This window comes from Halorhabdus amylolytica, from assembly GCF_004944975.1.
Taxonomy (GTDB): domain Archaea; phylum Halobacteriota; class Halobacteria; order Halobacteriales; family Haloarculaceae; genus Halorhabdus; species Halorhabdus amylolytica.
This window is the reverse complement of record NZ_SPQG01000001.1, coordinates 448,319-462,130: the sequence shown is the minus strand read 5'-3', so window position 1 is coordinate 462,130 and position 13,812 is coordinate 448,319. Positions and strand designations below refer to the sequence as shown.

Below are 13,812 nucleotides of genomic sequence, written 5' to 3'. Positions count from 1 at the left end.
ACTGAGTAGATGAGACAATGACTCACCCCGATCCGATCCACGTCCTCGCAGTCGCGACCGACGGCGCGACTCACGCCCTGGAAACGAACGATCGGATCGACGTCTCGGCCGTGACCTCGATCGAGACGGCCATCAGGGACTTCGATCGATACGGCGGTGTCGAGTGTGTGATCGCAGATCACGATCCGCCGGCGATCGACGGCGTCGCGTTGCTGGAGGCGATCAGGTCCCGGGAACCCGACTTGCCGGTCATGTTGTTCGCTGCCGGCGAGGCGGCCCGGCGGGCAGTGGCCGCGGGTGCGACCGACACTTTCACCGAGGCGGCCGACTCGGCTCGACTCCCGACCCTGGTCGAGGAGGCAGTCGAGCATTACCGCGCGAAACGGGACCGGCTCGCAGCACAAGCCCGGGCAGCAATCCATCTCGATGCGGCACGGGATGCGATAGCGATCGTCCAAGACGGTCGCTACGTGTTCGCCAACACGCGCCTGCTAGAATTCCTCGGGGCGGAACGCCGCGAACACGTCATCGACGAGGCCTTCCCCGGAACGCTAACCATCGAGAGCGTTCGACTCGACGAGAAGCGACTCGCTGCTGTCACGAACGGTGAGCGAACACTCGAGGCCGCCGCCGGAACCCTCGAGGGTCCAGCGGGATCGTTTCCTGTCGAGGTGTCCGCCCAGTCGACCGAGTGGGTCGAACGGCCTGCGGCCGTCCTGATCGTCAGGGACGTCAGTGATGTCCGGCGAATACAGAAACGGCTTCGCAATTACGAGCAAGCCGTCGAGAGTTCGACGGACTTGCTGGCGGCGCTCGACGCCGATCGGCGGTTTCTCTTCGCCAACGAGCGATACTGTGCCTATCACGATGTCGATCAGGCAACCATCGAGGGGCGATCGCTGGCGGACGTCCTCGCTTCCGACGCATACGATCGCCTCGAAGAACACGTCGATCGCGTCCTGGCCGGGGAACCCCTCCAGTACGAGACGGTTCGCGACCACCCGGATCTCGGGACCAGATTTCTCGATGTCCGGTACTATCCACTGCGAGGTGTCGACGGCGAGGTCCGGGGCTACGGGTCGACGATCCGGGACATCACCGAACGGCACGAGCGCATCAATCAGTTAGGCAAGATCGACCGGATCCTCCGGCACAACGCACGCAACAGTCTCAACGTCATCACGGGACACGCCGAAATGATCGAATCGGAAGGTGACGTTACCGCCCGGACACACGCCAGCAAGATACTCGAGACGAGCGACGCGGTGCTCGATACCTTCGAGAAGGAACGTCGGATCACGAGCCTGCTCGCGGACGCACCGCACCGTGAACGCATCGACGTGGTGGCGGTCGTGATTGACGCCGTCGGGACCGTCCGCGAGCGGTATCCCGATGCCCGGATCTCGTCGTCTACGCCGCCGACTGCCCCCATCAAAGCCTCCACGTACCTGTCGGGGGCGGTGATCGAACTCGTCGAGAACGCGGTCGTCCACGCCGACGATCCCAACCCCGAGGTGACTGTCGATGTCGTTTCCGAGGACGACACAGTCGTGATCGAGGTCGGCGACAACGGCCCGGATATTCCGGACATGGAAGTCGATGTCATGACCGACGAGAGCGCGATCGACCCGCTGAACCACAGCCGTGGGCTCGGATTGTGGTTCGTCTCGCTGGTCGTCAGGCGATCCGGTGGCCGTCTGGAGTTCGACGCGAACGAACCGCGTGGCAACGTCGTCCGGGTCATTCTAGAGGAGTGAAGTCCGTCGTCCGGGTCATTCTAGAGGAGTGAAGTCGTTTCTCGATGGAATCCGATCGGCACGTACGCGAGGAATCGCCGAAATTCGCCGGATGAACGCTCTTTATGACTGGCTGTCTCGAAGTCCGGGTATGACCGAGACGCGTACCGGGCTGGTCGCCGTCCTCACGCTTTCGGGGCTGGCGACGCTCGTCCATCCCGTGGCCGCCCAGTCGGGCGCCTCCACGACGGACGGACTCATCTGGGGGCTCAACTACGAACTGCTGGCGGTCGCCATTCCCATCACGCTGCTGGTCGAGGGGATCCTCGTCTACACCGTCTGGCGCTACCGTGCCGGCAAGGTCGACGAGCCCAAACCGACCCGGGAGAACCGCCGGCTTGAGATCACCTGGACGGTCGCGACCGCGGTCGTCCTGTTGTTCGTCGGTATCGCCTCCTACGGCGTCCTCGCCGACGAGCACGTCACTTCGACGGGTGTCGACGCCACAGAGGATGGCGACGCGCTGGAGGTCGATGTCGTCGCCCAGAAGTACAGCTGGACGTTCGAATACCCCGAACACAACGTGACGACGAGAGGGACGATGGTGCTCCCGGTCGATCGTGAGGTCCGGCTGAACATCACCTCCAAGGACTGGTTGCATTCTTTCCACGTCCCCGGACTGGGCCTGAAACAGGACGCCTTCCCCGGGCAGGCGAACTATCTGACGACCGAACCCACGAAGACCGGTGCCCACCAGCTCTACTGTGCGGAGTACTGTGGGGCCGGCCACTCGGGCATGCTAGGGACTGTCGAGGTCATGAGCCAGGACGACTTCCAGGACTGGCTCGACGAACAGTCGGCGTGATTCAGGTCGCTTTTCCTCTGTCGTCCCGGACAACGCGACAATGACGTTTTACTACGAGGACTTCGCCGTCGGTGACGGCTGGACGGCCGGTCCGCGGACCGTGACCGGGGAAGAGATCGTCGCTTTCTCCGAGAAGTTCGACCCCCTGCCGATGCACGTCGAGGACAACCCCGACGGGAGTTTGTTCGATGAAGTGATCGCGAGCGGCTGGCACACTGCCGCCGTGACGATGCGTCTCATGGTCGAAGCGATCCTGGCCGATGCGGCGGTCCTGGCCGGTCTCGGCGTCGAGGACCTACGCTGGCCGACGCCGGTCCACCCGGGCGACGAACTCGCCGCGGAGATCGAGGTCGTGGATCGAGTGCCCTTCGACGAGGAACGCGGCCGGGTGGACCTGGCGGTGACGACCACGAACGGTGAGGGCGAGGTCGTCCTCTCGATGATCGTCGAGGGGCTGTTCGCGCGACGCGAGCCCGTGGAGTGAACCGCTTTCGCCGGAACGGGACGTCACTCATACGGATTATTGTCGTGATGTACCGGTATCCGTCGACCCCCGGGTCGGCGTCATCCGGAAACAATCTACAATAATCCGTATTAGTCGTCGGCAGGCGCCGTCGCGGGGATCGTCGATTCGACGACCGCCGGAACCAGCCCGTGTATCGACGCCGTCGTCACCCGCGATTCGAGTTCCCGATACCGCTCTCGTGCCCGTTCGCCCGCCCGGTTGCGCTCGTCGAAAGGATGCGTCCCGACGAGGAGCGGACGATCGCTGGCGTCGGCGAGGTCGAGGACGTGCCTGTCCGGACCGATCACGGGGTCGGCCAGGATCGTCGCGTCTGCGCTGTGGCAGCGCTCGCGTGCTTCCCGGAGCGTATCTTCATCGAGACCGGCGAGCGGGGGCGACTCGATCGCCTCGACGTCGAGTTCGCGGGCGACCGACAGGGCGGTGTCGCCCGTGGGGAGCGGGCCGGCAGTCACGTCGAAGCCGGCCTGCCAGAGCTTCGTGATGGCGCGGGCGGCCGTTGGGCCGGTACCCAGAACGTGGACGTGGGCGTCGCGATCACGGGGCGGGTCGGCGATAGCGGTCACGCTCGGCGCGCCGGTGACGGCGTCGGGCGTGACCGCCGTCCGCGTCTCGAATGCTGGCTGGAGGTGATCGTCCGTCAGGACGGTCTCGGGATCGCCGATAGCTTGCAGACATCCGTCGGCGAGTAACGCCAACCGGTCACAGTAGCGGGCGGCGAGATCCAGGTCGTGGATCGCGGCGATGGCCGTTTTCCCCTCGTCGACGAGGTCGGCAACGAGTTCCAGCACTTGCACCTGATGGTTGATGTCGAGGCTGGCGGTCGGCTCGTCGAGCACCAGGGCCGGCGTGTCCTGTGCCAGCGCCCGGGCGACGAACGCTCGCTGGCGCTCGCCGCCGCTGACCGCGGCGATAGAGCGATCCCGCAGGTCGAGCATCGCCGTCCGTTCGAGCGCCCGTTCGATGGCGTCCCGATCCGCATCGTCGGCGACGATATCTGTTCGCGAACGGTACGGCGTCCGACCCATCCGGACGACGTCTTCGACGGAGAACTCGAAGGCGACCGAGGTGTCCTGTGGGACCGTCGCGACGTGTCGACTGACCTCACGGGCGGTCAGCCTGTCGATCGGTTCGTCGCCCAGACGGACAGTCCCCGCGTCCGGCTCAAGGACGCCGTTGATCGTCCGGAGGAGCGTGGTCTTTCCCGCCCCGTTCGGGCCGACGAGACCGAGGAACTCGCCGCGGTCGACCGACAGCGACACGTCCTCAAGCACGTCGACCCCGCCGAGGGCGGTCGAGACGGCTTCCAGCGTGATCGTGTGTTCGGTCACAGTTCGTGTACCTCCCGTCTGGTCAGCAGATAGAGGAAGAAGGGGGCGCCAAGCACAGCGGTGACGATCCCGACGGGCAACTCCGCGGGACCCGAGCGCGCGAGCGTGTCGGTCGCGACGAGGAAGGTCGCTCCCGCCAACGCACTGGTCGGCAGGAGGATCCGGTGGTCCGGGCCGACGAGCAGGCGCATGACGTGCGGGACGATCAATCCGACGAAGCCGATGACGCCCGCGACGGCGACCGCCGCGGCAGTGACGATGCTCGACAGCGCCAGCAGGACGCGCTTGGTCCGCTCGACTGCGATCCCGACTGTCCGGGCATCCTCCTCGCCGAGCATGAGGACGTTGAGATCCCGGGCGTACGCGAGTAACCCGCCGAAGGTGAGCACGGCGAGGGGGAGCGTCACCTCGACCTCGGCCCACGTGCTGTTGTTGAGGTGACCCATCAGCCAGAAGACTGCCCGATCCAAACTCTCGCCGGCCTGTAAGAGCGTATAGGAGATCACCGCGCCGAGGAACGTCTGGACGGCAACGCCCGCGAGCAACAGCGTGGCGACGGGCGTCCGCCCGTTCTCGGTCGCGATCGCGTACACCGCAAAGGCGGCCACCAGTGCGCCGACGAACGCGGCCGTCTGGAGGCCCAGCGGGATGGCAACCGGGAACGCGATCGTCGCGACGGCACCCAGAGCAGCCCCCGAAGAGACGCCTATTATCGACGGGTCAGCCATCGGGTTCCGGAAGAAGCCCTGCATGACCGCCCCCGCCGAGGCCAGCGCGAAGCCCACGACCGCACCGAGGGCGATGCGGGGCAGTCGTACCTGCCGGACGATCGTCTCCGCCGTTCCCGGAACCTCGAAGGTGAAGGGATAGGCGTAACTCACGTCGACTGTCGGCGTGGGGATCGTGATACCTGCCAGCCCCCCTTCCTCGATACCGATGGCCAGTCCCGCCGGAACCCCGATAGCGTTGAGCGTCGCTTTGGCTACCGCCATCACGTCGAGGGTGACCGGCCCGATCGCTGCGCTCGCCACGATCACACCGAACAGGGCTGCCAGTAGCCCGCCCGACCAGCCGAGGAGTCGCGTCCCGAACCGCATCGGAGGAAAGTTGAGTTGCATTAGGTAAGTACTTATTGAACAAGCTCACAGCGGGTGTACATGAGGCGAACTGCCGTCGGCGTCCTCGCCGCGGTCGTATTGATCGCCGGGCTGGTCGGGGCGGGCCTCGGTCCCGCCGCCGGTCAGCCCGACGGAAGCCCGACGACCGTCGATTGCGCCTATCCGATCGAGGTCACCGACGCCAACGGGGCGACGGTGACTGTCGAGGAGGAACCCGAGGACGTGGTCGTTCTCGCGCCCAGTGCCGCCCAGGTGATGTGGGAGATCGGGGCTCAGGACAAGGTGGTCGGGATGCCCGTCAGGTATCACACCGAGTATCTCGACGGTTCGACGGACAAGGAGAATGTCGTCAACGAGCAAGGGCAACCGCAGATCGAGAGGATCGTCGGTCTCAAACCCGACCTCGTGCTCGCGCCGAACGTGGTCAGTGAGGACGCCGTCGAGAAACTCAGGAACGCGGGGTTGACGGTCTATCGCTTCGAACAGGCGGCCTCGATCGCCGACGTCGTCGAGAAGACGCACCTGACGGGTCGACTCGTCGGCGAGTACGACGCCGCTCGCGAGGTGGGTGCCCGGACACAGGCGACGCTCGAAGCGTACCGGGCGGCGACCGAGGACGAACAGCGACCGACAGTCCTCTACACGCTGGGTGGCGGCTACACGGCCGGATCGGAGACGTTTATCGGCGACGTCATCGACGCGGCCGGTGGAGAGAACGTCGCCACCGCCGCTAACATCAGCGAATACGACATCATCAACACTGAAGTGATCGTCAACGAGGATCCCGACTGGATCGTCGTCCCGTCGGGGGTCGAGGTCCCGTCAGGCCCCGAGATCAACAGGACGACCGCGATCCAGGAGGGTCAGGTCCTTCGCGTCGAACGGAACTTCATGCACCAGCCGGGACCGCGTGTGGTCCAGCCGTTGGAGACGATGGCCACGGCGTTCCACCCCGAGACGACCACGAATGTGACCGTCGATCCGTCTTCCGTCTCCTCGCCAGTGTGTGACCGCGAAGCCACGACGGAAACGGTTGCTGGAAGGACCACTGACGAGTCAGTCACACTCGAGACCAACCAGACCTTCGGGACGGCCACGGACACGACATCGACGTCCGGTCCCGGATTCGGCGTCGTGACGGCGATTCTCGCGCTGGTCGGCGTTGGAGCGCTCGCCAGGAGCCGCTGAGATATGAGTGGTGGGGTGGCGATCGCCGGACTCGCGTTCCGCGTCGAGCCACCGCTGTGTGTCGTCGTCGCACTCGCACTGGACGCCACGGTCGGCGAGGTACCGGAGTCGATCCACCCCGTTGCCCTGTTCGGGCGAGCGATCGCTCTTCTCGATCGGGAGTGGCCGACGCCGCGGCTCGTCGGCGTCCTCGTCGCAGTACTCGCCCCCGCAGGCGTGGCCGGTCTCACGTCGGTGACGATCGCGTCCCTCCCGTCGTTCGCAGGGTCGATTCTCGCTGCCCTCTTGTTATTCAGCACGATCAGTCTGCGTCGCCTTCTGGTCAGCGCCCGGGAGGTGATCGACGCCAGCGAGACCAACATCGAGCGCGCCCGCGAGGCTATTCTCGCCCTCGTGGGCCGGGACCCGACGTCTCTTTCCCCCGGACAACTCCGAAGCGGGGCCGTCGAGAGCCTGGCAGAGAACCTCGCGGACGGGTTCGTGGCCCCGCTCTCGGCGTTCGTCCTGGGATCGCAACTGTCGCTGTCGGTCGGCGTCGCCGCCGCGGTCTGGGTGAAGGCCCTCAACACGCTCGATTCGATGCTGGGTTATCACGGGAAACCGATCGGCTGGGCGAGCGCACGCCTGGACGACCTCGTGATGTGGTTCCCCGCTCGACTCTCGGCGATCCTCATCGCAGTGGCCGCACGCGATCCGTCCGCGTTCCGGAGCGCACGACGATGGCAGGACGCGCCGCCCTCGCCCAACTCCGGGTGGCCGATGGCGACGCTCGGCGCCGTCCTGGACGTCCGCCTGGAGAAGCCCGGCGTCTACGTTCTGAACCCGGACGCGGAACTGCCGGACGTGGATGGGGCCATCCTGGCTGTCCGGATCGTCGCAATCGCGGGCGCGATCGCTGGACTCGTCGCCGTTATCCTCGCGAGCGTCCGGTTCACCCCGAACGCGCTCGCGCTCGTCGTGGGGGTCTCGCCATGTTGAACGCGATCCGCGGCGCGGTGGGTTTCCTCACGCGGTTGCCGTTGGGTCACGACGAGGCCGCGTGGGACGCCTTCCGGTCGCGACCGGCGACGTTCCCGCTGGTCGGGTACCTGATCGGCGGCCTGGCGGTGCTCCCGTTGCTCGCGCCCGTCCCGCCCGCCACCGCGGCGTTCGGATTCGTCGCCTGGCTGTATGTACTGACTGGGATCAATCACCTCGACGGGGTGGCCGACCTGGGCGACGCGGCCGTCGTTCACGGCGATCGTGAACGCCGTCGCGAGGTGCTGGCCGATACGACCGTCGGCGTCGGCGCGGTTGCCGGCGTCGCACTCGTCTTCGTCGCACTGACGACAGCGGGATACGCGCTGGCACAGTTCCCGGCGCGTGCTGTCCTGATCGTCGTTGCGGCCGAAGTTGGGGCGAAGGGTGCCGTCGCGCTCGCGACGTGTCTCGGGACCGCCACCCACGACGGCCTTGGCGCACAGTTCACCGGCCGTCTCGATCCCCGAAACGTGATCGCCCCGGTCGCCGTCGCCGTCCCCGCGGTCCTGCTGACGTGGCCGCATCCGTCGGCGTTCGTCGCAGGCGCTGCGGCGCTGGCCTGTACCGTACCGACCGTCCTGTGGGCCAGGCGGACGCTCGGCGGCGTCGACGGCGACGTCATGGGTGCGACCGCGGAACTCGCCCGGGTCGTCGGACTGCACGCGGGGGTGATCGCGTGGACGCTCTCCTGATGTGTGGCGGTCGCGGGACCCGTCTCGATCTCGACCGGGAGAAACCACTCGTCGAGATCGATGGGCGGCCGCTGGTCGATCGCGTCGTCGACGCGCTCGCGGCGAGTTCGATCGAACGGTGTTACGCCGTCACATCCCCACACGCCCCGCGAACCCGAGCGCACGTCACGCTGCCGACGATCGACGCACCGGGCGAGGGGTACGTCGCCGATCTCCAGTACGCGCTCGAACGGGTCGAACCACCGGCCCTGACCGTCGCTGCCGATCTGCCGTTACTCGACGGAAAAACGGTCGATTCGATCAGCAATTCCTTCGAAGGTAGTTCAATGACAGTATGTGTTCCGACAGAGAGCAAACGACAGTACGGTGTAAGCAACGACACGACGATCCCTGACGAGCCGGATATCGCCCCCGCAGGTGTCAACGTGATCGCGGAAAGCGCCAATGATCGACGTGTCGTCTTCGAGAACCCGCGGCTTGCAGTCAACGTCAACCGGGTTCGCGATGCACGGATCGCCCAGGCCCTCCTTCGCTCGGGAGTGATTCCGTGACGTTCGTGCTGGTCGCCGGGACGACCGAGACGGCACGGATCGAGGGGATCAGTGCCGCCGGGGCCGATCCGGGGGCGATGAGGACGACACCGACGGCTGACGCGGAGATCCTCCTCGAAGGGAAACCGATCGACGCGCCGACCGTTCCGGTCAGTCCGAGCGGGTGTCCGACCCCGGCACTCGTCACTCGGGCCGTCCGCGAACTCGTCGGGTTCGAGGTCGAAGTGATTGATGCCGGAATGGCGGTCGAGCCGGGGATCACGACGCGATCCGTCGCCTCGGATTCGGGTGGCGACGCGCGGACGGCGGAACCGGTCCCGAACGCCGGGGCGATCTGGGACCGCTCCCGGACGATCGGCGAGGATCTCGCGAGCAAGTCGGACGATCGGCTGTACGTCGGCGAGACGATCCCCGGCGGGACGACCACTGCGTTGGGTGTCGCCCGGGCGCTCGGCGTCGATCTGTCTGTCTCCTCGTCGTTGCCGGAGAACCCCACAGAGCGAAAGGGAGCAGTCGTCGAGGCGGGTCTCGCCGAGAGCGGATTCGAGACGGGCGATTTGGCCGGCGACCCCCGGCGGGCCGTCCGCTCGCAGGGCGATCCCGTGCTCGCGAGCGTCGCGGGGTTGGTCGCGGGCGCGTTGTCGGCGGGGACGTCAGTCACGCTCGCCGGCGGGACACAACTTATCGCGGCTGCTTCGCTGGTCCGCCACGCCGGGATTGAGGCGCCGCTCGAACTCGCCACGACCAGTTACGTCGCCGACGATCCCACGGCGAGCGTCGAGACGACGGCCGATGCGCTGGACCTCTCGCTGACGGCGACCGACCCCGAGTTCGAGGACTGTGGACACGCCGGGATCGAGCGATTCGCGGCCGGCGAGGGCAAGGAGGGCGTCGGGATGGGTGGTGGACTCACTCTGGCGCGGCGACGCGGGATCGACCTGGACGCAGTCCGTGATCGAACTGTGACACTGTACGACCGACTGCTGGGGGCCCCGTCGTGAATCGCGACCGGGCCCGCGACGTCGGCCGCGTCGAACACGGCGGCAGCGACGACCCGGACGTGCTGGACCTGAGTGCGAACGTCAACGCTCGAACACCCGATGGCGTCGAAAACGTCTACCGGGAAGCCTTCCATGACGCCCAACGTTACCCAACCGAACCGCCGGATGCCTACCGGGAGGCGGCCGCCGAGTACGTCGACTGTGATCCGGGGGCGGTCGTCCCGACACCGGGTGGCCTGGCGGCGATCAGGTTGACCATCGACCTCGCGGTCGACCCGGGCGACTCCGTCCTCGTTCCCGCGCCGAGTTTCGGGTCCTACGCCAGGGAGGCGCGACTGCAGGGGGCCGACCCGTCGTTCGTTGCCCACGAAGAAGTCCTCACTGTCGACCCAGCCGATCACGCGCTGGCGATCGTCTGTCACCCGAACAACCCGACCGGGAGGCTCTATGCCCGCGAGGACCTGGTTGCATTCGCCGAGCGGTGCCGCAAGTCCGACACGCACTTACTTCTCGACGAGGCGTTCCTCGGGTTCACCGAGGAGGTGTCACTTGCCGGGGCGCCGGGCGTGACAGTCGCACGCTCGCTGACGAAGCTGTTCGGTCTGCCCGGGATCCGCGCCGGTTTCGCGGTCGCGACCGACGAGATGCGCGAAGCGATGCTCGCGGCCCGACGGCCCTGGAACGTGAGTTCTCCGGCGCTTTCGACTGGCCGGTATTGCATGCGTCAATCGGGATTCGTCACGGCGACCCGTCGTCGAGTCCGTCGGGAACGCCAGCGTCTTCGGGACGGACTGGGCGATCGGTTCGACATCTACCCGTCGGCGGCGCCGTTCCTGCTGGTGGAAGTCGACGATCCGGGCGTCGACGCGGTACTCGACACCGCGGCCGAACACGGCGTCGCTCTCCGGGACGCACGCACCTTCCGGGGACTGGACGATCACGTCAGAATCGCCGTGCGAGACCGGGCGGCGACCGACCGGACGCTGGAGGTGTTCGCGGATGTCTGAATGCTTCGAGACGACGCGATCCGAAGACATCCTTCGAGTCGCCCGTCCGGAAACCCGGTGGCTCTCGACGGGCTGGGACGGCGGGTTCTGTCGGGCGGACGTGGCTTTCAACTGTACGGTCCCGGAGGGCTGGAACCCGACGAACATCCGGGTGGATGTCGAACAGCGACTCGACAAGGCCGGGTTCGACGCGGCGGAGGGACCGGTCCTGCTGACAGGCGTCGACCAGCGCCATGCGACAGGAGCCCGGGCCGCTCCTGTCACCGTCCTCGCCACTGTCGGACTCTCGAACCCCACGACGTTGTTGTTCGACCCCGACGAGCGGCGGGTCGACGCCGAGGACATCGACCGACCGGACGGACCGCCGCGACCCGGCACGGTCAACCTCTTCGTCGGGACGACGCACGCGTTGACCGATGCGGGGATGGCGAACCTGGTCGCTATCGCCGCCGAGGCGCGGACGGCAACGCTTCTCGAACTCGCTGGATTCACCGGGACGACGAGTGATGCTATCGTCGTCGCTTCCGATCCAGCCGGAGAGTCCGCCCGGTACACGGGAAGCGCCACGCCCGTCGGTCGCGCGACGAGAGCGTGCGTCCGGGAGGCGATCACGGCGAGTTTCCGGTCGCGGTACGACGACCGGGAGCCGCCTGGCAGCGTCGCCGACGCCGAACACGGGGATGTCACAATCGAGCGTGCGGAGGTGTTCGAGCCGTGAAGGGGCTGATCGTCGGGGGGACGGCCTCGGGCGTGGGCAAGACGGTCGCCACACTGGCAGTCATGCAGGCGTTCCAGCGTGAAGGGTTATCCGTCCAGCCCGCCAAAGCAGGACCGGACTTCATCGACCCGAGCCATCACGAGACCGTGGTCGATCGGCCCTCTCGGACGCTCGACACATGGCTCGAAGGCGAGGATGGACTGTGTCGGAACTACCACCGCGGCGAGGGTGACGTCTGCGTCGTGGAGGGCGTGATGGGGCTGTACGACGGCGGGCGTTGTAGCACCGCTGACGTGGCCGCGACCCTGGATCTCCCGGTCGTCCTCGTCGTGGACGCCAGTGCCGGGGCCGAGAGCGTCGCGGCGACGGCGCTGGGCTTTCGGGCGTACGCGCAACGAAACGGGCTGGACGTTCGCGTCGCGGGCGTGATCGCACAGCAGGCCCACGGCGGCAGCCACGAGCGGTCGATCCGCGAGGCACTCCCATCCGAACTCGAATATTGCGGTCGGATCCTGCCCGACTCGGACCTGGAGATTTCCGATCGACACCTGGGACTCCACCTCGGTGAAGAGGCGGCGATATCCGAGGCGGCTCTCGATCGGGCGGGGGCCCACCTCCGGATCGAGCGACTTCGAGAGATCACCGACGAGCCCGCACCCGATCCCGGACCGCGGCAGACCGTTGGGGCCGGAGAGGAACCGCGCGTCGCGGTGGCCCGTGATCGGGCGTTCCGGTTCGTCTATCCGGCGGTCAGGCAGCGACTGGCCGCCGCCGGCGAACTCGTCACGTTCTCGCCGGTCGCCGGCGACGACATCCCCGAGGCTGACGCTGTCTACCTGCCCGGCGGGTATCCCGAACGCTTCGCCGCGGAACTGGCCGGGGGCCCGGCACTTGCCACTCTCGCCGAGAAGGCAGCCCAGGGCCTTCCCATCTACGGTGAGTGTGGTGGATTCATGGTGCTCGCGGAATCGCTGACGACGACTGACGGCGAGACTCACGATATGGCAGGAGTCCTTCCGGCGACCGTCGAGATGCGGGAGCGATACCAGGCGCTGGGCCACGTGGAGTTGACGGTCGGTCGACGAACGCCGATCGGGGATGCCGGCGACACGTTGCGGGGTCACGAGTTCCACTACTCGACGACCACTCTCGACGGCGACGCAGCACTGGCGTTCGATGTGGACGGCGAAGGGATCGCCGACGGGCGCGACGGCCTCCGCGAGTACGACACGCTGGGGACCTACGCTCACGTCCACGCCGAGAGCGGCGCGTTCGACACGCTTCTGGAGCGATCACGATGACACGAGATACCACTGACGGCGAGGGATCGACAGCTGACCAGGGAGAAGATTCGACGACTCGTCGAGGCGAGGAGTTGACGACCGACGACACGGTCGACGAACCGGAACCCGATGCCGTTCCGGACGTCGAGGCGATCAAACCTGCCGCGCCGGAGGCGTTCGGCCTCCTCCAGGCGTGGTGGGGTGATGGAAAGGGCAAGACGACAGCCAGCCTGGGGATGGGCCTGCGTGCGGCCGGCCACGGTTATCGCGTTCACGTCCTCCAGTTTATGAAGGGTGGGACCCCCTCGGTCGAGGGCGTCCGCGGGGAGTTCAACGCGATCGCACACGTCCCCGGGTACACGATCGAGAACACCGGTCACGTCGGCTGGCACGGCTTCATGGACGACACCGAGGACGACGAGCACGCCGCACGGGCGCGAGCGGCGCTCGAACGCGCCCGGGAGATCGTCGAAGCCACGGCCGAAAGCGATCTGACGACGCCCTTCGATCCCGACGACGATCCCGATGACGGCGTCCACATGCTGATCCTTGACGAGGTGCTGTACGCGGCCAACCGGGACCTGATCGACCCTGAGGACGTCCTCGGCCTGATCGCGGAGAAACCGGAGGGACTGGAACTCGTCTTGACCGGTGGCCACGAGTACCCGAAGTACCTCGAAGGGGAAGCCGACCTGCTCAGTCACGTCGAGAAGCAGGTCCACCCGTTAGAGGCGGGACACCCGGCGCGGAAGGGAACCGAGTATTGATGGATTCGAACC

General features: G+C 66.9%; 13 protein-coding genes and 1 pseudogene. 12 read left to right on the top strand and 2 right to left on the bottom strand.

The genetic code is table 11. From position 1 onward, the window contains the following. The first annotated feature begins 17 nt into the window (after positions 1–17). The 3 genes from E3374_RS02350 (at position 18) to E3374_RS02340 (ending at position 3,085) form a co-directional block, all read left to right on the top strand. The gene (locus E3374_RS02350) at positions 18–1,757 is read left to right on the top strand and encodes a PAS domain-containing protein (protein ID WP_136687309.1); all 1,740 of its coding nucleotides are present in this window, start codon (positions 18–20) and stop codon (positions 1,755–1,757) included. Positions 1,758–1,887: 130 nt separating this feature from the next. Next, a complete protein-coding gene (coxB, locus tag E3374_RS02345) occupies positions 1,888–2,601 on the top strand; it encodes a cytochrome c oxidase subunit II (RefSeq protein ID WP_136687307.1) in 714 nt (237 codons plus the stop codon). A gap of 40 nt (positions 2,602–2,641) precedes the next feature. Next, complete coding sequence (locus E3374_RS02340; protein WP_136687305.1) at positions 2,642–3,085, top strand: MaoC/PaaZ C-terminal domain-containing protein; 444 nt, start codon at positions 2,642–2,644, stop codon at positions 3,083–3,085. A gap of 110 nt (positions 3,086–3,195) precedes the next feature. Here the strand turns inward: E3374_RS02340 and E3374_RS02335 are convergent. Together E3374_RS02335 and btuC are read right to left on the bottom strand one after the other, a co-directional pair. Beyond that, a pseudogene (locus E3374_RS02335) lies at positions 3,196–4,383 on the bottom strand (ATP-binding cassette domain-containing protein); the annotation flags it as partial. Positions 4,384–4,451: 68 nt separating this feature from the next. After that, positions 4,452–5,552, bottom strand: coding sequence for a vitamin B12 ABC transporter permease BtuC (gene btuC, locus E3374_RS02330; RefSeq protein ID WP_136687301.1), 1,101 nt, complete (start codon positions 5,550–5,552; stop codon positions 4,452–4,454). A 60-nt stretch (positions 5,553–5,612) separates the two neighbouring features. Here btuC and E3374_RS02325 point away from each other — a divergent pair, with 60 nt between their 5' ends. The 9 genes from E3374_RS02325 to E3374_RS02285 are packed head-to-tail and all read left to right on the top strand — an operon-like array spanning position 5,613 to position 13,800. Then, positions 5,613–6,761 (top strand): PGF-CTERM-anchored ABC transporter substrate-binding protein, encoded by a 1,149-nt coding sequence (locus E3374_RS02325; protein ID WP_136687299.1) that lies wholly within the window; start codon positions 5,613–5,615, stop codon positions 6,759–6,761. A gap of 3 nt (positions 6,762–6,764) precedes the next feature. Further along, entirely contained in the window at positions 6,765–7,739 is a 975-nt protein-coding gene (cbiB, locus tag E3374_RS02320; RefSeq protein WP_136687297.1) for an adenosylcobinamide-phosphate synthase CbiB, read from the top strand. After that, positions 7,733–8,473, top strand: coding sequence for an adenosylcobinamide-GDP ribazoletransferase (cobS, locus tag E3374_RS02315; protein ID WP_136687295.1), 741 nt, complete (start codon positions 7,733–7,735; stop codon positions 8,471–8,473). Before cbiB ends, cobS begins: the two co-directional genes overlap by 7 nt. Beyond that, the gene (locus tag E3374_RS02310; RefSeq protein ID WP_169051757.1) at positions 8,473–9,024 is read left to right on the top strand and encodes an NTP transferase domain-containing protein; all 552 of its coding nucleotides are present in this window, start codon (positions 8,473–8,475) and stop codon (positions 9,022–9,024) included. The genes cobS and E3374_RS02310 overlap by 1 nt, the downstream gene beginning before the upstream one ends. After that, positions 9,021–10,025, top strand: coding sequence for a nicotinate mononucleotide-dependent phosphoribosyltransferase CobT (cobT, locus tag E3374_RS02305; RefSeq protein WP_136687291.1), 1,005 nt, complete (start codon positions 9,021–9,023; stop codon positions 10,023–10,025). The genes E3374_RS02310 and cobT overlap by 4 nt, the downstream gene beginning before the upstream one ends. Beyond that, positions 10,022–11,032: an aminotransferase class I/II-fold pyridoxal phosphate-dependent enzyme gene (locus E3374_RS02300; RefSeq protein ID WP_136687289.1), complete on the top strand. Its 1,011-nt coding sequence runs from the start codon at positions 10,022–10,024 to the stop codon at positions 11,030–11,032. Before cobT ends, E3374_RS02300 begins: the two co-directional genes overlap by 4 nt. Then, positions 11,025–11,750 (top strand): adenosylcobinamide amidohydrolase, encoded by a 726-nt coding sequence (locus E3374_RS02295; RefSeq protein ID WP_136687287.1) that lies wholly within the window; start codon positions 11,025–11,027, stop codon positions 11,748–11,750. The genes E3374_RS02300 and E3374_RS02295 overlap by 8 nt, the downstream gene beginning before the upstream one ends. Next, entirely contained in the window at positions 11,747–13,051 is a 1,305-nt protein-coding gene (locus E3374_RS02290) for a cobyrinate a,c-diamide synthase (RefSeq protein WP_136687285.1), read from the top strand. Before E3374_RS02295 ends, E3374_RS02290 begins: the two co-directional genes overlap by 4 nt. Then, positions 13,048–13,800, top strand: coding sequence for a cob(I)yrinic acid a,c-diamide adenosyltransferase (locus E3374_RS02285; RefSeq protein ID WP_136687283.1), 753 nt, complete (start codon positions 13,048–13,050; stop codon positions 13,798–13,800). Before E3374_RS02290 ends, E3374_RS02285 begins: the two co-directional genes overlap by 4 nt. The last annotated feature ends 12 nt before the right edge of the window (positions 13,801–13,812 follow it).